Below are 20217 nucleotides of genomic sequence, written 5' to 3'. Positions count from 1 at the left end.
CGCAAAAGACAGAACGCCTCCTGAAACGACCCGGCAGCAATCGCTGGCTCTGAACGATGGCGCCGACGTGGAGAACATCCGGCGCGCCAACCTCCACGTTCTCACGAGTCGCAACGGATCGAAAGCAAGGCTTGGTGTGGTCATGGACCTGAGTGGGTCCAACATGGCCCACCGGCTGCATGGCAAGAAGCGCCTGGACGCTGTCGAAGCAAACCGGTTCACGGAGCGGCTTGGTTTGCCAGCTGGCTGGCTGGACACCCCGCGCTCTGAAGCCGATATACCTGCGTCGGTGTCGCGTATGCTTGCCCCTGCGTCCCGCGGACGCGTCTCCGCCAGGCAGCACGAATCGGTTGTGCCCGCAACAAACGATGCCGTGCCGGCGAAGGCCACCGGTGCGAAGGCGCGTGGACGGCGCGTGCGGGCGGGCGATCCACAAAACCCCTCACCGGTTTCGACGGATGTGGCGGGCGAGCAGGAGGCGATCGTTGCCAGCACGCAAGATCCTGTCAATGGTTTTCCCGACGACGTTACCGGTCGCCTGCCTGAAGAACATGGTGACGGGGCCCCGCCAGCTACAGCGTCAGCACCTGAGTCGTTCGCCGCGTCCGCAGTCCCGCAGCGAAACCCGGCAGCCCTCCCCTTCGCTTCCGTGACGAGCCTGGACAATCTTCACGGTATCGAGCCGATAGCGGAAGCATTGCTCAAGACGCTCGCAGGCAAGGCACGCACGGGTCGCCTGGACGAACTGAAGGCCCTGGAACTGCTGCAGCAGGCGATCCTGTTGTGAGCCTGTAGTCGCGTGCCAGGCCCTTCGCACCATGATGCATAAGGCGCATCAGGGGGGCCCGGTTCCGGTACGCACAAAAGCTGCGCCCTGTCAGGTCGACTTGCCATCGACCTGCATCGCCGGGCTTACCGTTGAGGGAATCATCTGGAAGATGGTGTGCGAGGCTCCCGGAGGCCGGATTTTTCTCCCGGGTTTTCCTGGGAATACTGATCAGGGTGTGCCAGGTAATCCACAGTGCGGTGATCGCCTGCGGCTCAATGGAGTCTGGACGCGTGACGACGGCGGGCAGTTGCCAGAAGCGGATTGTCGTCGGCTTCGGCGTCGCCCTTTGGTGCACCGCCATCCGCAATGACGACGTGGACATCCTGCTCGAAGGCATCTTCCAGACAGCTGCGCGCGCGTGCAACGCATTCATCAGCCGGCGCGTCGCCCGCGCTCGCTGCTGCCTGCGCGGTCGCCTTTGCGGCCAGGCCAAACGCGGCGACGATCTCTTCCCAGGTCAGTCCGGTCGCCATTGCTTCCTGCACGAGCTTGCCTGCGACAGCACCAATCTTCGCCCGTAGTTCATCGGTCATCTGCTTTTGCTCCCACAATCCTTGTGCCGCGCACCTGCGGCAACACGCGCCCTGTTTCCGCTGGTCAGGCGGATGCGTCACAGGCGGCTACGGCTACCAGGACGGCTATTCTAACGCCTGCTCATCGCTCACTACTCACCGGGTCCGTTGTTCCAATGTCCGCTGAACAGCGGAATCGCTCCCGCGTAGCATTCCTGGAAGGACATCGCGGGCAATGCGGCCCGCGACGCCATCTGACGGGCCGAAGCTCGTTTCAAGGTGAATCAGCCGGTCTTTCCCGCGTGTCTTCAAGGTCCTCGACCGATTCGGTTTGCGTCTCCCATCCTGAACGCGAGCTCGCTGACAGACTCCGGCTCCGTCTGCGCAATCAGCGCAAGGAAGGCACGGTTGTTTTCTTCCTGACCCGGACAACCATGCCCCTCTGCCTGCTCCGACTTTCCAGCAGTTCGTGGGAGAGTGCCACCAATGCAGGAAAGCGGAGGCCGCCGTCAGGCGTTTGCCGGTGTTGCGGCGCGCGGACAGTTAGTCGCGTTTGTAGGCGGTTTCGCGATGAGGCAGCATCGAGGCATCGAAAGGCGACCACACAGAAAACGCGACGACCGGCGAGACACCGACAAATTTCGACGGGTGCTCTTGCCCTGGGGTGAGGCGTCCCAATATGCGAACCCGAAATCCATTCGCCAGCTGTCGAACATGTCAAACAAGAACTATCGCGCCCCGCGTCGTCCGTCTGCCAGTGCGCATGCAAAATCGCTCTTTCTTCCTATGCCCCGCAAGGAATCCTCGGACCTTGCGCTACGTGCACGGATTGCGCTCGAACGTCTGCGCAGTGGAGAAGCGGATCGCTCGCTGGTGAATCTGCTCTCGCAGATCATCATCATCACGAGCTTCATCAACCGGGCGGGACATGGGCAGCTCGATATCGCGGAGATCGAACCTGTTGAGCGTGGCCTCGGAGAGGTGCTCAGTCAGGCAGACCGCACTGGCGTCTGGAATGTGCCTGAATCGTTGACTGACGGTCTCACCGCCGTTGTCAATGAATACGACCGCGCGCTCAGCGTGACCCGAATGGAGATCGTCCTCAAGGCGAGCGATTACCTCGGAAAGCTGGTGGGTAGCGTCGCGCGTGACACCCGCGCTAACGACAGTCATCTCCAGGTTGCACGATAGCGTCGTCAACGCGCCCCGTCGTGCAATGGCACATCAGTCTGCTCATGTGCATTAAAGGCCGCCGGTGAACAAGGACGTGCGGACGTGAGAGAGGCTCACGCAAACGTCATACGTTTATTCCGGCACCTGAAGGTAACCGGTCCCCATAGGCGGACACCAAACCGCCGGGCTTGCAATACAGGGAAATGGAGTCGCGGGCGGTGCAGCCTGCAATGGTCGGCAAAAGCGCACAAGTGCTCACAACAGAACAAGGACAGGTGTATCGCGCGCTACACTGAGTCCACAAGCCTGCGCACATTGCATGCACTCCCGGCAACCACCGAAAGATAACAGCATGGAAATCCGCGTTGCATACGAACATAGTCTCGCCACGGCGCCGGAGGAATTCATCGTTCAGGTGCCTTCGCAGCTCGTCACCGATATCCCCGCGAACGTGCCGCGCGCCCTGCTGCCTGAGTTCATCGCGAACCTGATCGTCGAACGCTCACCGGCAATCGGAAAGATTCGCAATCTCAGGATCCTCTAGCGGGCTTCTTTTCAGCGGTGATGCCTGGGTGTCGGCAGGCGTTGTGCCCGTGCCTCGGCAAAACTCAGAAAAGGCTCTGTTGCCTGATATCGCGCGCTGGAGGCAATGACGGTTTCTGGCGTCGCGCGCCCGTGCGTCGACGAATGACACGGCGTACATGGGCGATCAGCTCGAAGCTTCCGTTCGCAAAACTGAGCGTGAGCCTGAACTGCGTCAGCCCATCCGCTCCGATACCGGGCTGCGCCCGCAGCGATGCACGCATGTCGAGCCGGCGGGCACGGTCCACGAGCTGCGCGCGGCTCATGCCATTCCATGCGGCCGCGATCAACCGACCAACCGCCGGAGGAATCGACTCGGGTGGACAGTCAACTGGCAACGCAAGAGATACGAGCGCGAAACGGTAAGCCATTCAGTTGACGGCGCGCGGCGCTGTGTCCGCACTTCCTGATGTACAAACACCGCGCCGCTCTCACGTGAGGCGACGCACGAAGGGACCTGAGCAATCAGTCGTAGCGGGCCGTGAATGCGGCGTGGCCAGCATGTCACTGCGCCAGCTACGACTGGATCGCCCGTTACCGCCGTTACCCGTTATGCTGCGACTGCAGGCGTGGCAGCAGCCTCAACTGCGGCCGGTGCCTTTCTGGCTGCGACCTTGCGCGGCACCGATGCCTTTTTCGCGGGTGCTGCGGCCTTGCGCCCACGCACGCCCTTTGCAGGAGCCGCCGCTGCGCGGCCAGCCTTTTTCGCGGCGACTGCCGTCTTCACCGCCTTTTTAGCCACGACACGCTTTGCGCCTGCCTTCTTCGCAGCACCCTTCTTTGCAGGCGCTGCCTTTGCGTCGGCAGTCTTCGCCGTTGCACCCGCTTCAATCAGGAATTTCGAGCGATCCTTGACGTCGCGAATCCAGAGCGGCGCAAGACCCCGGCCCGACCACGTCGCACCCGTTTTCGGATCCGCGTATTTCGGCGCAACGTGATGCACGACCGCGCCCGGGGCTTTTGCTGCCGCCTTCGCCAGCGTGGTCCCAGGCTTACGACCGCGTCGTTTTGCAACAAAGCCTTCGATGTCGGCGACAGTCAGGCCGTGCTTTTGCATCAGGTCACGGATTTTCGTCAGGCCCACCGACGACTGCTTTTCGGCAATCGTTGCCGCCTGCTTCTGCAGTTTGGCAATTTTCGAGTTGATTGCGTCCAGGGTAACCATTTCTATTCCTCGATGTGGAGTTTACCGTTCATGCGATCCTGAAACTTCCCTGGCGTGTTTGCCAGGCACTTCGAAGTTCGGTCTTCCCGTCAGAATTGACGCGGTCGTCGCGGTCGTGATTATGACTTTATCAGTACGTCCGTGCAAATTGAAAGGGCAGCGCGCAACGATTCGAACGTCACTGGAGTTCAGGAGTAGATGCGCGCCCGATGTTGCCTGTACGTCCCGCAACGCTGCCTTTCTTTATTTGAATGCTATTGCGCCGCAAAATGGCCGTCTCTCTATTATCCAGCCATGTACCCGGTATCGTTGGTCGGGGAGGTATGGGTCTTGAGTCAGCGATGCGCCTGCTCATTGCGCACGATAAATCACGAACGCAACAAAAGAAGACTCAACGTGCGCAAGCAAACCTGGTGTCATGTATAGGTTGTTTTATACTGCTTTCATGGCGGTCGCCAGCCGCGGCGCCTCCCGTGCGCCGCTCCCAGCAAAATATGATTTAACCATGCTCCACCCTCTTCGCTGCCCTGGTATGGGCAGCGTTGGGTCGCGTGGCATCCTGGCGGCACGCGATTTGCAATCACCAGCCCAACGACAGATTGTTGCGCGGAGAATACACCAGATGGATGAGAGAAAACGCGAAAGCATCGTGGCCTATCTGCGACGACGGATGGCCGAATTTGGAATCGAACCGGAAGACATTGCTGCTTCAATTGCAGCCGATCAGGAGCGTTTGCGGGCAGTGCGTTTCCGCGACGCTTCGGGCAACACATGGGACGGCAAAGGCGCTCCGCCACAATGGGTGGTTCAGGCAATCAGTGCCGGCCAGTCTCTTGAGCATTTCGCAATTGACGGCGCGTCAAATCGCGACCCGCGCAAGCGCACCGGCGCCGACTGGCGCAATGACCCGTTTGCCGGCTCGAGACTGGCCACAACAATCAAAACAGAGGGCGTGAGCGCCTGAAAGCCGAGACAACCCGGACCTGAGATCCGGCATCATCTTCCTTGCTCCAGATGCCTGGACATTCACGTGATGTGACTCGCGTCTGCTGAGGAATAAGGCTTCAGGCATGAAGCGAACGGCTATGTGCCTCGCTTCCCGCGCAAACTGGCCAGTCACTGAGAGTTACGCACCGTAAACTGATCGCAGAGTTGCTGCACCTGGGACATGACGGCTCGCGAAGCACCTGTTTGCTGAAAATGAGCCAGTCCCGGGAAAAGCTGGAACCAACGTTGCCAGAATCTGGCCGTCTCTCGCAACCGCGTCCAGCAGATTCATCGCGAAGATACGCAAGATTGCCAGATCTTCGTCATCAGGCAAAATGGCCCACGCGAGCGTGACGAAGTTGCCCAGACTGCGGCGTTCAGGAAGTGCCTGAATCCAGACATGTCGATCGCAGACGCAGCCATGAAACGTTATTTTCGCTCAAGTCGCGCTCGTCCTCCCCGTTCGCACGCGCACTATTCACGATACATTCAGGTATCCTGCACAGCGGACATGGACGTTTCGCACGAGAGAGAAACGATAGCCGGTAAGCCACCTGCGCATGGACGGCCGGTGAAGATCGACATGCTCCTTGGGAAAGGGCTCTACTCTTCTTCGCAGCGCTCGCGCACGACGCCGCCCCCCCCAAGCTGACGCGCGTGAGCCGCGCAAAGCCCGGCATGGATAGCGCTGCCAGACTATCCCGGTGTAAAGGAACTGATTGCCATGAGCGAATCCCTGAAGAAGCCCAGGCCGGATGTGGCGACCTCGCCGACCGTCGTGGTGCGTGTTTCGCGCTCCAGCAGGAAAACGGTCGTAGTCACTTGCGGGATGAAGGCGCAGCTGCTCAAGCGGGCGAAAACATCGACACGAAGTGCATTTCCCGAGCTGCCCGAATGGCGGCTTGAGCGCTGACCAGCAACAGGCCGCAAGGCCCGTTGTGCTTTCTGCGTCTTCCCCGTCAAGCCGAAGGGAGTATCGGACTTACGTCCGATTTCCAGGTCCCCGCCCCCTCAAGACGACACCGGGCGTACCGCTAAAAACGGCTTCAGGAGCCTGGCGTCGCGAGGTCGCCTGTCGTTGCAGACGCGTCGGCTTTCATCTCGCTCTTCCGCTTGAACCAGTCTCCGAATGACGAGTCATCTAACGCGTATTCCCCACGGGCCGAACGCCATACCAGGTCTTTCTTGCGGAGTGCGTCGAGCGCCTTCTGGATGTGAGTCGCGGCGAGAGTCGAACCGACAATCCGCGAGCAGGCGGTGATGGTCACTTCAGAAAAGGGTTCGAATTGTGGTCCACCTTCGACAAGCAGGCTGAGCACTGCCTGCTGCGGCCTGCTCAGGTTGTCGTACGCTCGCGAATACTCGTCCCAGATTTCATCCTGCCGTGCGATGGCGCCGCGAGCCAGCCGCTCTCCAAGACTGTGCGCAGCCCCTTCATCCAATGCAATTTCCGAGATGATTTTCTTCAGGACCTCGGGGCGGTGGCCCACCAGCTTGAACGCGTCAAATACGGCATCGGGTTCAAACCGGTTGTCTTCTGCCAGGTGCTGATTGATCCGCCCGGTGTACCAATCAACGTAGTCGCGACCAAGAAACGGAAAAGGCTGAACAGAACTTCCGTAGAACGGCTGCTTCTTCGTGAGCACGAGGTGCAGGAGTTTGTCGCGATGTGAGCCCGTGCATACGATGAAAAGTCGCCGGGCACCGTGCGCATCGACGCCTACGGTGTCGCGCGCCGACTTGAGCGAGAACATCAGGTCATCGGCAGAATTGAGTACCTCCTGCGCTTCATCGACGACGAGCATCACCGGCTTGCCGGCTACCTCTGACAGTGTTCGAAGCGCGACCGCGAGTGTCTTGCCGTCCGGCGCCCCGACGTTTTCAAGCCCGTAATCTTCAAGGGTGACGGCCGCGGCGCTCATGCCGGACTTCAGGGCAAGTTCGTCGGCAATCCGGCTTTGCTCGATTCGCAGTGCGTTGACCACAGCCGTCGCGACGAGTCGCGTTGGCGGCGTCTGCTGCGACTCCCACAAGTCCACATACACCGGCAGCCATTGCCTCGCGACGGCCTCGGGCATCAGGTCGCGCCGCAGAAAGGTCGTCTTGCCGGTGCGCCGCGGTGCGGCCAGGAACAGGCCGGAACTCGCGTCCACCAGTCCATCGCCCGTCAGTGCGTGGCAGTAGTCTGCGGCCAGCTTTTGTCTGGTGAAATACTGCGACATGGTCATTACCTTGAATTATCTACGTATGGATAAATTATACCTTAAAAAGGTAATTCAGTATAACCCGGAGGGCAAGCGATCCGGGCGGCGTCGCGGCGACAGTCGGCGACAGATTCTGGCTAGATCCCGCGCGGCGCAATGACGACTCGCAGCGTCTCAAACCGTGTCACGGTTTTCTCGAGATCCCGCACGAGACCGGCGGGATTCTTGACCCGAAGCTGCGGATCATAGACAAAGCAGACAAGGTGTTGGGCTTCTGGATGTTCTGAATATCGCCTGATGTCAACGAGCAACTCGTCCGCGAGCTTCTTGTCCGTCAGGTTTTCACGCGTCATTTTCGTTTCGACCGCGATGCCCGGACCGACCAGGACGAAGTCAATGCGACTGTTTTGTGCCGCGACGGACGGAGAAAACTCCTCATCGCGGACATCGTCGAAGTCCGCAGCGAGCATGGCCGCAAGGAGGTCCTGCACATCGTACTCGTCGTCAACGGCGATCGTCCGGCGGTTTGCATGACGCCGCGCCAATCGCCTCGCGACAAGATGGAAGCGCTGACAGATCTGCTCAACGCGGGCGACGGCGTTGCTGGCGTTACCCGAACTGGATACGTGTTCAGCCCACGGATAGGCTGCGCCACATTGAGGACAGCGGCTGGGCAACGACCAGTTTGCGACGATGACGCCCGGTGCCCGGGGTTTGCCAGGAATGCGTGCGTTGCAGTGAATGCAATGACCCAGCAGTGGCTCCCCACAGATGAGGCAACGTCCGCCTGGCGGAGCTGCATCGGGGTCGAACTGGTCCGTCCGGACATGGCCGTTACGGCACACATATGTTTGAGTTTCCTGCACCACGGTCATCCGCTGTCGTTATCGGAATCTGGTGATTCTAAAGGACCGTTAGCTGCTCTGGCGGGTCATTCCCCCCGCGATCAACCCGTTTCAGAGCGCGATCAGGCTATCGTCGCTTTCTGGCTCATGAACTGACGCCATGCCTGGCGACGCACGAATCTGGACGAGCCCCGAAGATGTCCCGGGAAGCGCAATTATCATCAATTATCCGAACGAAGATAATTTATACCCAACCAAAATAATCGAGGATAGTTTACCAGTTGCCCCGCGACCCAGCTCACCTGATTGGGGCGCCACTCCGTAGGCCCGAACTTCGTTGCCTGCGCATTTGCGAGGATGAATTGTCTCCGCAGTGCGGAGACAATTCATCCCGTCCCCGACGCACTCCGGCACCGAAATATGTGCGGGGAGCGGGTCGCGCCCGAACCAACTGCGCGCAGCCCGTGCGGCGGCACCTGGGTCGCTGCACCCGGGTGGCCAACGAATCACGCGCCCGGCGCCGGACTCCCACGTAACTCAAAGTGTCAGCCTTTCCCTCGACCGGGTCATCGACCACGCGTTGACCGCTTTCGGTCGCCGTATTGGCTCGCTGACCGGCCCGGAAGTCGCACACTACCGACACATCCCCGGGTGACTTTTCTGGGTGGAGCGGTTACGATCACTGTATATATATACAGGTATTTATTGGGGGCACCATGACGCTGCCGCTACTGAACGTCGAGGCGATACACCCGGATTTGTGGCGAGCCTCGCAGTTGGGCTCCGCCCACGGCCGCACGGTGACGAGCGGACACGAGGCGCTCGACGCGGAGTTGCCGGGCCACGGCTGGCCGACGGGGGCCTTGACCGAGGTGATCGTCCCGCAACCGGGCTGCGGCGAACTGCGCCTGCTTAAAGCCGCGCTTGAAGCCGTCGCGACCCGGCCTGTCTTCGTTCTCCAGCCTCCGCACAGACTTCAGCCGGCAGCGTTCACCTGGTGGGGTGTGGGCGCTGAAAACATCCGCGTGCTCAAGGCAGCCACGACCGCAGACAGCCTTTGGGCAGCGGAACAGATCCTTCGTGCCGGAACCGCGGGGGCGCTGCTTTTCTGGCAGCAGCAGGTCCGCCCGGAGGCGCTACGTCGCCTGCACCTCGCCGCGCAGCGCGCGGATACGTTGCTGTTCCTCTTTCGTCCTCCGGCCGCGGCGCAGGCGACGTCCCCCGCTCCGTTGCGTATCTCGATCGACGCGGCGCCCGACGGCGTGAACGTCTCATTCATCAAACGCCGTGGACCGCATCGCGACAAGCCCGTATTCGTTGCGCTCTCCCCTTCGCCTGTTCTCCTGAATCGTCATGCACCACTGGATCGGCGTTCATCTGCCACGCCTGCCCATCGAGAGCTTCTGCCCAACCTGGTACATGCCGGTGTCTGACAACGGTTTCGTTGTTCTGGAAAAAGGCCGCGTGCTCGATGCCGACGCAGCCGCGCGGGCGCAGGGGGTGGTCGTCGGCATGCGCCGGGGCGGCGTGCTCACGCTCGCGCCGAACGCCGATCTCAGGGAGCGTGAGCTCACGCGTGAAGAGCAGACGGTACGGGGTGTCGCATTCGCCCTGCTCCAGTTCACGCCAAACGTTGTGATCGCCGACGAGAACGTCGTTCTCGCAGATGTGACCGCCAGCCTGCGGCTTTTCGGTGGCCTGCGCGCGCTTCGCCGGCGCGTGCGTCGCACGGTTGCAGACTTCGGCGTGACGTGCACGGCTTCGATCGCACCGACCGCCGAGGCCACCTGGCTCATTGCGCGCGCCGGTGGTGGCGTTGCGCTCACACAGCAGTCCCTTTCGCGTGTACTCAGGCGCATCCCTCTGGGCGTGCTGCCTGCCGCGAGACGTTTCGCCGAATGGTTTGAGGGTCTTGGATGCACAACGATCGATGACGTGACGCGCCTGCCGCGCGCCGGACTGAAAAAGCGCTGTGGCACCGCGTTGCTCGATGCGCTTGACCGCGCGAAGGGCGAGGCACCCAAAGTCCACGAATGGCTCACGATGCCGCCCGCGTTCGATGCCCGCGTCGAGTTGCCGGACCGCATTGAGCATGTTGAAGCGGCGCTCTTCGCCGCGCGCCGGCTTACGCTGCAGATGACGGGATGGCTTGCCGCCCGCCAGCTTGCCGTCGCGCGTTTCGTTGTCTCGCTCGAGCACGAGCGCGGCCGCGATGCGATTCCTCCCACCGACGTGGAAGTCGCCCTAGGCGAGCCGACGTGGCACGAGGAACACCTCGTGCGGCTGCTGAAGGAGCGACTCTCGCGGATCGAACTCGCGGCGCCGGTCATTGCATTGAGGCTCGAAGCAAAGGATGTACGGGAAGCTGAGGCACCAAGTGACTCGCTGTTTCCGGAACCGGGCGGCTCGCCCCAGGACCACGCGCGCCTCATGGAACTGCTCACGGCAAGGCTGGGTTCAGGCAATGTGATGAGAGCGGCACCCGTCGCCGACTTCCGCCCCGAAGTCGCCGCGCAGTGGGTGCCAGTCAGCAGCGATATCAAACCCTCACGCACCGATCTGCCGCGGGATCTGCCACGCCCGGCGTGGCTTCTTGAGGTGCCCATCCAGCTCATCATGCGTGGCCACCGCCCGTTCTACGGCACATCGCTGCGGATGGTGTCACCCGGAGAGCGGATTGAATGTGGCTGGCAGGACGGCCACATCGTGACGCGCGACTATTTCGTCGCCGAAGCCGAAAACAGTTTGCACTACTGGGTATTTCGTGAGCGCGTCGGCAGTCGTGATGAGCGCGAGCCCCGCTGGTTTCTTCACGGCCTGTTTGGCTGAAATGCGGGCGTTGCCACGGGGCGTTACCGTCGGGATCCGGTTTTCCGCCGGGAGCGCGCCTTTGCGCAGAACGGCCCCCGGACATCCTCTGGCCGGATCGTCATGCCGCCGCCCGGTGAACGCTCCGGATCCCGTCTGCCCGACTCAGGTGAGCGGGTTGTGAGGAATGGATGACGGCTTCGAGTGGAGCGACATGCAACTGCTCCTCGTGTAACGTCAGCAGTTCTGCGAACAGTTCGAAGGTTGCCGGATCGATACCCCAGATGCCAGACGCCAGCGCCGCGCGCAGGCTGCGCTCGAGCGCGTCGTGCGCTTCGGTCAAGCCCTCAATGCGCGCCCGGCCATACCCCGCATCGAAGAGGTGTGACGTACTGACGATGGTCTGTGCCATCGTCACGAAATGCGCAAGATCGCCGCGCTGCAGCCGGAGGCTGGAAAGTGTGAGGTGATACGCGATCATCCGCTGACGCACCGCACTCTCCGGGAGGGGCAGCAAACGAACCGCCAATGGAATGCCGCAGCGGCGCTTCGACGCGCCTTGCCTGGTTCGGGCCATGACAGGGAAGGAATAAGGATGCTTTCCCTCGATAACAGCAGGATTGTTGTCGCGCTTCAATCCGGTCGCTGACCCTCAAAGGCGATCCACGACAGAAGCTGCCTCAGGACGTCGATCTCCCGGTCACAATGGCAGTCGCCCTCTCCTGTATCGCAGGCCTCCCAGAAGCAGAGCGCTTCCATGTCGTCAGCAACGCTTTCCTGCTACTCGCTATCTGGCAATCCGCCATCGGAAATCTGGTGCCTGCGGGACTCCGTCGACAGAAGCCGGGGCGGCTCAAGAACGATGCCCCACGCGGTCAGCAGACCATCAAACGACAGCTGGCCCGACTGCGCCCGGGGCGCGGGCAACGCGACTCCGGTCACCCGATAGTGAACGCGGTCCCTCGCGCTTGCACCTGAACGCACGATGCGCTCAAGCGCCCCATTGCGCAGCGCGTACTGCACAGCATCGGAAGCCGTGCGGGACTTCATCAGTCCGGACGCCACAATCTCGCTCACCGTCGCGCTTGCGCGTTCGCGAAACCACGCGAGGAGTACCTCAGCGTTGTCGTGCATGCTCATGCCCGGTCCTCCCTGCGCGCGGGGCTTTGCCGCGCGATATGTGTAGTGGTAGTCAATCCCGTCTCTGGCCCGTCAGCCCGGACCATGCAATGCCACGCTCATGCGCCTGCAAACCGTCATGCGTCTTTCTGTTCATCGAAGGGTACGTGTTCGCCCGTCGACGACTGCTTGCCAAGCTTGCTTTCATTTTCCATCGCGTCCTGCCACGCGAGCATGGCGTTCGCGACAGCGTCCTTCTCGCCGCTGAAGGACAGCACCGTCTCTCCGCACGACGGACAGATCCCGCCGAATGCAGCCTGGATACCCGCCATGTTTCGCGTGTCGAGCGCGTCGAAATCGCTGAATGCGGTCTTGCATGCGCCGCACACCAGCTTTTCCGGGCGCAACGCATCTATCTTCGCCTTTGCCTGCGCGATGCGTTGCTCCTGCGTGCCGCGCTGTTTTGCCTGTCCCATCGTTTGTGCTCCATTTGCTGTGAACCGGTCGTGGCCGGATTTTCCGCGATGTTAGCCCGCCGGAGTCCGGCTCATTCCGGGGAGAAGCCGATATTTTGGCCAGCCAGCCGGTTTGCGCTAGAGTACCACTGTATAAATATACAGTATCGAGGGCGGAAAGAAGGAATCAGGGCGTCCGGGTCCAACGGATCGGGTGCCGGCTGGGCCGCGCGCGCAATCTATGCCTGCACCTGACTTTGGCGGACTGCCGGCGTATGCCGAACTCCAGTGCGCGTCGAATTTCTCCTTCCTCCGCGGTGCCTCGCACGCCGACGACATCGCCGCGCGTGCGGCGCAACTGGGCTATGCAGCAATCGCCGTCACGGACGAGTGCTCGCTGGCCGGGGTCGTGCGCGCGCACGTCGAAGCGAAAACCGCGGGTATCCCGTTCATCGTGGGGGCCGAGTTTGCGCTGACGAATGCTGACGGCTCGCACACCTTGCGCTTTACCGCCCTGGCCATGACGCGGGAGGGCTACGGCAATCTCAGCGAGTTGATCACGCTCGCGCGCATGCGCGCGGACAAGGGCAGCTACCGGCTCGCCACACGCGACCTGGATCACCCGGAAGCTTCTCACGGACACCTGAAGGGACTGCCGGACTGCATGGCGATCCTCATCCCGGAGTACCCGTCGAATGAGACGCGCCTTGATGCGCAACTCGAATGGTTCGCAGCGACGTTCGGTGAACGCGCGCGAATTGCGCTCACGCTTCATGCCCGCGCGATGGACGACCTGCATCGCGGCGCGATCGAGCGGGCTGCAGCGCACCATGCCGTACCCGTGGTAGCCACCGGCGCGCCGGTCATGCATGTCCGCTCGCGCAAACCGCTTCAGGATGTGTTGACTGCCATCCGTCTCCGAAGGCCGGTTGCCGAGTGCGGCTATGACCTCGCGCCGAACGCCGAACAGCATCTGCGTTCGAGGTTACGTCTGGCCAATCTTTATCCGGCACGTGCGCTCGCCGAGACGGTCGAGATTGCACGTCGCTGCACGTTCTCGCTCGACGAGCTCCGCTACGAATATCCGGACGAACTTGTGCCCGAAGGCTTCACGCCCGAGGCCTACCTGCGCCAGGAAACCTACATTGGCGCGCACAGGCGCTGGCCCGCGGGCATTCCGCACAAGGTACAGGCGCAGATCGAGCACGAACTCGCGCTCATCGCGGACCTGAAGTACGAGCCTTACTTTCTGACGGTCTACGACATCGTGCGCTTCGCACGCAACGAGGGGATTCTCTGCCAGGGACGCGGCTCGGCTGCCAACTCCGCTGTCTGCTATTGCCTCGGCGTCACCGAGGTGGACCCCGCACGTTCGTCGATGCTGTTCGAGCGCTTCATCAGCAAGGAACGCGGCGAGCCGCCAGACATTGACGTCGACTTCGAGCACCAGCGGCGCGAGGAAGTCGTCCAGTACATCTATCGCAAGTACGGACGCGAGCGCGCCGCGTTGACGGCTGCCGTCACAACCTATCGTCCCCGCAGTGCGCTGCGGGAGGCGGGCAAGGCGCTCGGCGTTGACCTGGCCATCGTCGACCGGGTCGCGAAGGCACATCACTGGTTCGACTCGAAGGAAGACCTGCTCAGCCGCTTTGAGGATGCGGGCCTCGACCCACAGGCGCCGCTCATTGTGCAGTGGGCCGATTTCGCCACGCTGCTCCTTGGCTTTCCGCGTCATCTGTCGCAGCACAGCGGCGGGTTCGTCATCAGCAGCGGCAAGCTCTCGCGCCTGGTGCCAATTGAGAACGCCGCGATGGTTGACAGGTCAATCATCCAGTGGGATAAGGACAACCGCGAATTGCAGGCCGTGGACGCGCAACTCGTTTGTGTCATCCCATGGACATCGAACAACAGAAAAATAACCCACGAACGAAGAAGTCTTCCGCGTCCGGCTTTCTCTGGTTGAGCCCACACTGATGATCTGCTATGGCGCTTCTTGAGTACATCAGATTCACGCCTATGCGTGAATGCATCGCAAACGGCGTCGTGAATTGGGAGATCGACCGGATTGGCCCAGTCATTGAGCGTCTGCCGCAGATTTTCTGGTCGACTGGCGATAGCTGGTCTGAGGTAAATCTCTGGGCGGCCGATCGCACCACAAGCGTAAGCGGCTCCGATATGAAAACCATATCGGCACTCATGAAACATCTGTGTGCCTACGCAGACTGGCTTGAAGCCGAAGGCATCGACTGGCGTCACTTCCCCAAACGCATGGCCGACAGGTGTCTGGTTCGCTACCGTGGAAACCTGATCCGTCAACGGGATTCAGGTTTGTTGAAGCCCAGCACGACGACCGCGAGAATGCGCGCCGTCATCCAGTTCTATCGCTTCTCGCTGGTGCAAGGCTTTGTGAGCCGAAATGCTCCCGTCTGGAAAGATCGTATGGCTGTGATTCGATACTTTGATGTAACGGGATTCGAGCGCACGCTGATGCGCGTCTCCTCTGATCTCGCTATCCCAAATCGAGCACGTCCAGGCCTTGCACTTGAGGACGGACTGACTTCCATTGGCGCTGAGCACGTAAAAAACCTGTTGGAGTTCACTGCTGCGGAACAGCTTGATGCAATCCATCTGATGCTGTCGCTTGGCTTTTTCACAGGCGCACGCATCGGCACAATTACTACGCTACGCGTCGGCAGTGTCGAAGATGCCATGCCAGATCCGACAATGACTGACCTATATCGAATTCCGGTTGGCCCGGGCACAGGCGTGCAAACCAAGTTTAGCGTTTCAGGCGACCTGCTGGTACCTCGGTTTTTGATCGACGCGCTCCGGCGATACTCGTACTCCATACCACGACTGGCCAGGCAGGCGAAGGCCACTGCCGAGTGCCGGCATCTGCTGTTTTTGACCTCTCGCGGCAACCCTTACCGCCCGGAATCATTCAATCGTCTCATGACCGATCTTCGCCGTCGGGCCGTTCGGCAAGGGCTGCACTTCATGTCGGCGTTCAGGTTTCACCAGACCCGGTGCACTTACGGTACGTGGCTGATGGAAATTGCATTGCGCGTGGCCGGTGAAGCGGCCGCGATTGCTTTCGTGCGTGACGCAATGTTTCACAAGGACGAAGCGGTAACGCTGCGCTATGTGAGATTCCTTCAGCAAGCCCCGATCAAGGCTGCTATTGCGAACGAATTCACGGTGGCTTTCTCGGGAGTCAGCAACCGCAACTGGAACAGCTTTGATGCCTGATAGCCTGTTCGAGTCGTTTGACCATCCCGGAGATAGCGCTTGGATCGCGTGAAACCATCTGGGACCTGTCTCGCTGGCTTTACAGAGGCGCTGCTGGAGCGCACCACAGGACAGTCTATGCGGAAATACGGGCCGGACGCTGGGGTGAAATGCACGTCGGTCGTGTTGAGCTCGTCCGTGCAATTCACACCGCCATCACATCAAAGATCGTCCGTGGCGGCGCAAGAGCGACAGCGCGAAATGAAGTTATTGCGATGAACAGTTTTGTCAGGTGGGTTGACGGAAACGGCCACCTGTTCGAGTCAAGAGGCGTAATCGACGCCTATATGCATTGGACCGATTCGCTCGCCCACGATGCCCAGGTAAGAAAGATCTTTAGCAACAAGACCGCCTATTCGCGGGCACGCGCAGTTGGCGTTATCCTCGACCTCGCACTCGAACGGCGATCCGCGATCATCAGGTCGACACGACTCAAGCAGCCAGGAGCTGCCCGCAAGGTCCAGGGGGCAAGATCTGAAAATCAGAACCTGGAAGAGACGTTCGCGTTCGGACGTCTGCTTCAGGATATCTGCGACGCCATCACGCTCGACGCACTGTGGGGCCCTTCCCCTCTTCGTATCCCGCTCTCAGGCGGAGGCGAACTACTCCACTACTCGGGCAGACCAGCTCCTCCTGTTGCGCCGTCAACGTGTGAGAGTCACATCAGGAGATTCGAGAAGAGAAAGGAGCGGTTCGACAACGACAAAACCCTCCGCACCCGCTACCCAATAGCGAACATGCGTATTCTGGCCGAATTGCTAACATTTATCGCGCAGACCGGGATGAATCTTGCGCAGGCCCATCAGTTGACGTTGTGCCAGTTCAGTTACGCCAGCGATGTCGATGGTTACAAGGTCCGCGACTACAAGGCACGTCGCAGAGGCGAGGTCCTCTTCGTAATTTTCAGGGAATACCGTAGCCATTTCGAGCGCTATCTCGCCTGGCGTCGTTCCGTATTCCCCGCCGACAGTCGCCTGTTTCCGGTGTTCAGGTTCACGACGTTCGTATCGACCCCTCCATGCTTCATACAGATCCAGCAGGCATGCAGACAGGTTGGCGTCCGCTGGATTACTCCGAGGGTTCTGCGAAGCACGAGGATCAACTGGCTCCTGCGGCGCAGCGGTGACCCGGATTTGACCGCGGAAATGGCCCAGCATCACCGGCAATCACTTCTCGAGAACTACGCGCGTCCGTCACTGCAACGCACAATGGGAGAAGTCACGCGATTCTGGCGACAAACAGACCCACACCTCGCCTTGAGCTCACACGTCAAATCCATTGCTCCAGGCGAGTGTGACGGCGCACCCTGCACAGTACCCGACAGGCCCCGGAACGCACCCTTACCCGACTGCACCCGTGCCTCAGGTTGTCTCTGGTGCGAGCATCATCGCGATATTGATTCGCAAGACTATGTATGGGCGTTGAGCTGCTTCAGACACCTCAAGATTCTGGAGATGGCGCGATACCGCCCTGCCCTAGGCGACAGGATAACGCATCCTGCTGAGCACGCAATTGATCGAATCAGCAGAAAGCTGACATGGTTTCAGCGTTCGAACGCAACGCGCCGGTCATGGGTAGAAGAATCCCTGACACGCGTCGAAGAAGGCGATTACCACCCCGAGTGGAAGCGGCTGATCGTCACTATGGAAGGTGGAGAAGGATGAAGAACAGTTCATTGAGCGAATTCGGGCTGGCAATGAAACCCGACTGGATGACGTCAGACGCATCCTGCTTTCGCCCTCCAGGCTGGCCACCACCACGCAACTGGCCCGTGAGCATTGATCGTAATGGGCAGGTATTGTCGTTGTGGGGAGATCCCGTCTGGGATCTAACGCCGATGGCAGGTAGGACATTGACGCTGAATTTCGGCGACGGCGAGTCTTGCAGAACCGATCCCATCGATGCCACAAACGCCGACCTGTTACGACAACTCTTGACATGGCGCATGTGGGGGCACCGGGCAGCGCGCAAGGTGAGCACGCTGAAGTCTGAATTCACCCGTATGCGCGCCGTTGTCGCATTGTGCAGCAAGAATGGCATTCGGGCTGATCGTCTCATGCGCTTTCCTCGGATCGTAGAACAGATCCCTAATGTGACGACGCCAGGCATGGGTGGCCACCTGCTCGCCGAATTTCATCGATTTTATGACGCGCGGGAACAGATCGGCTTTGTCATTCTGGATACGGAGTGGATGAAACGCCTGGCGGCTGCCAGAATAGAACACATCGCGGTCCAGACGCCATACATACCACCACGAATCTGGGTATATCAACTCAATCGCCTCCGCGCGTGCCTGGACGATTTCCTCAACCACCGCGATCAGCTTGAGGCGTGTTACATGTTCTGTCTGAATGCCTATAAAGAGAATTACGGCTCTTTGCAGGAAGCGCTCGACCCCAACAGGGATCGTCGCAAGGCACCGTTCAGGACATATCAAAACACTCGAACATCACATGGATCATTCGCTGGGACGGCTGATCGGTTTCGTATAGCCAGTCTGCTTCAGCGATGGTTGGAAGTTCGACCCGATCGATTTCTGATAACTTCCCTGTCAGCATACCTAACGCTGGTGAGCGTTGCTGGCCTCGCATACATTACGAATTTCACACTTCAACGTCGGGAAGAAGCCGCGTCGCTCAGGGTCGGTTGTCTCGTTTGGGAGGACGATGAAAAACTTGGACGCGTTCCACTGATTTGCGGAGAGACGACCAAAACGCAACCGGATTCGGACGCACGATGGGTTGCAAGTCCCAGCGTCAGCATTGCCATCGAAGCCATGACCGTCGTTGCGCGGCTTCGAATGCACTGTGAGGAAGCAAACCCGGCACGCGCAACGACGGAAGCGGACACGCGCCACCCGTTTCTGTTCAGTGCACCATCTGAACCCTGGGTTGTCAGTAATCGCAAGACCTATGACATTCGCGCCGAGACGTGCAGCCTCCGGCAGTATCTGGACATCTATCCAAAGTTGATGGACTCTGATCAATTGCGTGTTACGAGTGAAGATTTGAGGATCGCGCGCCGGCTGACGCCAAATTTGCCGGAGGATGAATTTGATGTCGGGAAGGTGTGGCCACTAGCCTGGCATCAGTATCGACGAACAGGCGCCGTCAACATGTTCGCCTCAGGTCTCATATCGGACACTTCGATGCAACAGCATATGAAGCATGCCTCCCGATTGATGCCGCTCTACTACGGTCGAGGGTACACGCGTTTACGCCTTAACGAGCACGTCGAGACGGCAGTCATTACGGCGATGTACGAATCCATGGTGGCCCAGCTCGAGTCGACGATGAGCGAGCGGTTTGTTTCTCCCCACTCGCACGGAAGAAAGGAGGCAGTTCTTGTTAATCTGCTCAGCGGAAAAGACACCAAAACTCTTGTCGCCTGGGCACGCAGCGGAAAGGTGACGTTCCGTGAGCACCGCCTCGGCGGCTGCATGAAGGCCGGTGCGTGCGAATACGGTGGCGTTGAGTCAATTGCGCGATGTGCGGGTGGCGATGATGGACGCCCTTGCACCGACGTTCTCTTCGATAAAGCCAAGGAAGATCGGATCCGTCAGGACCTCGCGACCGCGCGGGAGGAAATGTCCCGATTGCCCTTGGGCAGTCCGCGCCATAACGCGCTCCTGTCAGAATGCCGAAGCATGGAGAACTATCTGCATGTTGTCGAAAAAAGTTGACGGCGTGAATGCCGAAATGCGCTTCCGCGATGCCTTTCACCGACTCCGGAATGGTGAGCCGACAACCATGCCACACGGGACGGCCGTTACCCAAAACAATATCGCGCGCGAAGCTGGCTGCGATCCGTCCGCGCTAAGGAAATCGCGGTTTCCAGCGCTGGTTCGAGAAATACAGGCGTACGTCGAACTACACAATTCAGATCGTCCGTCGAGACATCTGATCAACGCTGAACGTCGTGGTCACAGGCGAACGCTTGAGGAACGACTCGCCGATGCGTTGCTACAGCGAGACTTTGCACAGTCAATGGTAGTGAGCGCGAACAGGCGAATTATCGAGTTGACGGAGCAAGTGCACTCGTTACAGCGTCAGATCGACGAACTTGGGCAGCGCCCGAGATGACCTGTCACAGTCATTATGAAACCGTACTTTCGCGTGATTTTTGATGGACGCTCTGAACCGTCGCAATCCAACGAAACGATGCTGAGCGCGCGCACGGACGAACGCTCGTCACCACATCCGCCGGCAACGGGACCAAGGAGAGTTATGCAGGTAGTATCGGCCAGCAAC

18 protein-coding genes and 2 pseudogenes are annotated in these 20217 nt (G+C 60.2%); 11 read left to right on the top strand and 9 right to left on the bottom strand.

Annotated features, from left to right (window positions below):
• Window positions 1-787, top strand: a pseudogene (locus tag U5A57_RS40585) (hypothetical protein); the annotation flags it as partial.
• A gap of 254 nt (window positions 788-1041) precedes the next feature.
• Here U5A57_RS40585 and U5A57_RS40580 read toward each other — a convergent pair.
• Window positions 1042-1362, bottom strand: coding sequence for a hypothetical protein (locus U5A57_RS40580; RefSeq protein WP_321917897.1), 321 nt, complete (start codon window positions 1360-1362; stop codon window positions 1042-1044).
• 465 nt (window positions 1363-1827) lie between these two features.
• On the opposite strand from U5A57_RS40580, the gene U5A57_RS40575 reads away from it, so the two are divergent.
• A complete protein-coding gene (locus U5A57_RS40575; RefSeq protein WP_321917895.1) occupies window positions 1828-2532 on the top strand; it encodes a hypothetical protein in 705 nt (234 codons plus the stop codon).
• A 334-nt stretch (window positions 2533-2866) separates the two neighbouring features.
• Window positions 2867-3058 carry a hypothetical protein gene (locus U5A57_RS40570; protein ID WP_028215456.1) on the top strand — a complete coding sequence of 64 codons (192 nt, stop codon included), beginning with the start codon at window positions 2867-2869 and terminating at the stop codon, window positions 3056-3058.
• A 64-nt stretch (window positions 3059-3122) separates the two neighbouring features.
• Here U5A57_RS40570 and U5A57_RS40565 read toward each other — a convergent pair whose 3' ends face one another.
• On the bottom strand, window positions 3123-3467 hold the full coding sequence (locus U5A57_RS40565; RefSeq protein WP_321917894.1) for a hypothetical protein: 345 nt from the start codon (window positions 3465-3467) through the stop codon (window positions 3123-3125).
• 179 nt (window positions 3468-3646) lie between these two features.
• Entirely contained in the window at window positions 3647-4261 is a 615-nt protein-coding gene (locus U5A57_RS40560) for an H-NS histone family protein (protein ID WP_321917892.1), read from the bottom strand.
• Window positions 4262-4883: 622 nt separating this feature from the next.
• Between U5A57_RS40560 and U5A57_RS41795 the strand changes: the two genes are divergently transcribed.
• Complete coding sequence (locus U5A57_RS41795) at window positions 4884-5225, top strand: H-NS family nucleoid-associated regulatory protein (protein ID WP_415774718.1); 342 nt, start codon at window positions 4884-4886, stop codon at window positions 5223-5225.
• A gap of 747 nt (window positions 5226-5972) precedes the next feature.
• On the top strand, window positions 5973-6161 hold the full coding sequence (locus tag U5A57_RS40550) for a hypothetical protein (protein WP_321917889.1): 189 nt from the start codon (window positions 5973-5975) through the stop codon (window positions 6159-6161).
• Window positions 6162-6294: 133 nt separating this feature from the next.
• Here the strand turns inward: U5A57_RS40550 and U5A57_RS40545 are convergent, their stop codons facing one another.
• Complete coding sequence (locus U5A57_RS40545; RefSeq protein WP_321917887.1) at window positions 6295-7470, bottom strand: hypothetical protein; 1176 nt, start codon at window positions 7468-7470, stop codon at window positions 6295-6297.
• 119 nt (window positions 7471-7589) lie between these two features.
• Window positions 7590-8327: a DUF2321 domain-containing protein gene (locus U5A57_RS40540; RefSeq protein ID WP_321917885.1), complete on the bottom strand. Its 738-nt coding sequence runs from the start codon at window positions 8325-8327 to the stop codon at window positions 7590-7592.
• 686 nt (window positions 8328-9013) lie between these two features.
• Between U5A57_RS40540 and imuA the strand changes: the two genes are divergently transcribed.
• A complete protein-coding gene (imuA, locus tag U5A57_RS40535; RefSeq protein ID WP_321917883.1) occupies window positions 9014-9730 on the top strand; it encodes a translesion DNA synthesis-associated protein ImuA in 717 nt (238 codons plus the stop codon).
• Window positions 9651-11126 (top strand): DNA polymerase Y family protein, encoded by a 1476-nt coding sequence (locus tag U5A57_RS40530; RefSeq protein WP_321917882.1) that lies wholly within the window; start codon window positions 9651-9653, stop codon window positions 11124-11126. The genes imuA and U5A57_RS40530 overlap by 80 nt, the downstream gene beginning before the upstream one ends.
• A 100-nt stretch (window positions 11127-11226) precedes the next feature.
• On the opposite strand, the gene U5A57_RS40525 is transcribed toward U5A57_RS40530, so the two are convergent.
• The 3 genes from U5A57_RS40525 to U5A57_RS40515 all read right to left on the bottom strand — a co-directional run bounded on the left by U5A57_RS40525 (window position 11227) and on the right by U5A57_RS40515 (window position 12700).
• Window positions 11227-11742 carry a hypothetical protein gene (locus tag U5A57_RS40525; RefSeq protein ID WP_321917881.1) on the bottom strand — a complete coding sequence of 172 codons (516 nt, stop codon included), beginning with the start codon at window positions 11740-11742 and terminating at the stop codon, window positions 11227-11229.
• Between the two features lie 143 nt (window positions 11743-11885).
• A complete protein-coding gene (locus U5A57_RS40520) occupies window positions 11886-12245 on the bottom strand; it encodes a hypothetical protein (RefSeq protein ID WP_321917879.1) in 360 nt (119 codons plus the stop codon).
• A 116-nt stretch (window positions 12246-12361) separates the two neighbouring features.
• Window positions 12362-12700, bottom strand: a complete 339-nt coding sequence (locus tag U5A57_RS40515; protein ID WP_201698509.1) for a hypothetical protein — start codon at window positions 12698-12700, stop codon at window positions 12362-12364.
• 220 nt (window positions 12701-12920) lie between these two features.
• Here U5A57_RS40515 and U5A57_RS40510 point away from each other — a divergent pair.
• The 4 genes and pseudogenes from U5A57_RS40510 to U5A57_RS40495 all read left to right on the top strand — a co-directional run.
• Window positions 12921-14534, top strand: a pseudogene (locus U5A57_RS40510) (PHP domain-containing protein); the annotation flags it as partial.
• 128 nt (window positions 14535-14662) lie between these two features.
• Complete coding sequence (locus U5A57_RS40505; RefSeq protein WP_321917878.1) at window positions 14663-15928, top strand: tyrosine-type recombinase/integrase; 1266 nt, start codon at window positions 14663-14665, stop codon at window positions 15926-15928.
• 17 nt (window positions 15929-15945) lie between these two features.
• Complete coding sequence (locus U5A57_RS40500; protein WP_321917876.1) at window positions 15946-17631, top strand: site-specific integrase; 1686 nt, start codon at window positions 15946-15948, stop codon at window positions 17629-17631.
• The gene (locus U5A57_RS40495) at window positions 17628-19649 is read left to right on the top strand and encodes a hypothetical protein (protein WP_321917875.1); all 2022 of its coding nucleotides are present in this window, start codon (window positions 17628-17630) and stop codon (window positions 19647-19649) included. Before U5A57_RS40500 ends, U5A57_RS40495 begins: the two co-directional genes overlap by 4 nt.
• 366 nt (window positions 19650-20015) lie before the next feature.
• Here the strand turns inward: U5A57_RS40495 and U5A57_RS40490 are convergent.
• A partial coding sequence (locus tag U5A57_RS40490; protein WP_321917873.1) for a hypothetical protein occupies window positions 20016-20217 on the bottom strand: 202 nt, incomplete at its 5' end.

The sequence above is a fragment of the Paraburkholderia sp. J11-2 genome (assembly GCF_905220185.1).
Classification (GTDB): Bacteria; Pseudomonadota; Gammaproteobacteria; order Burkholderiales; family Burkholderiaceae; genus Paraburkholderia.
This window is presented reverse-complemented; position numbering and strand designations above follow the sequence as displayed.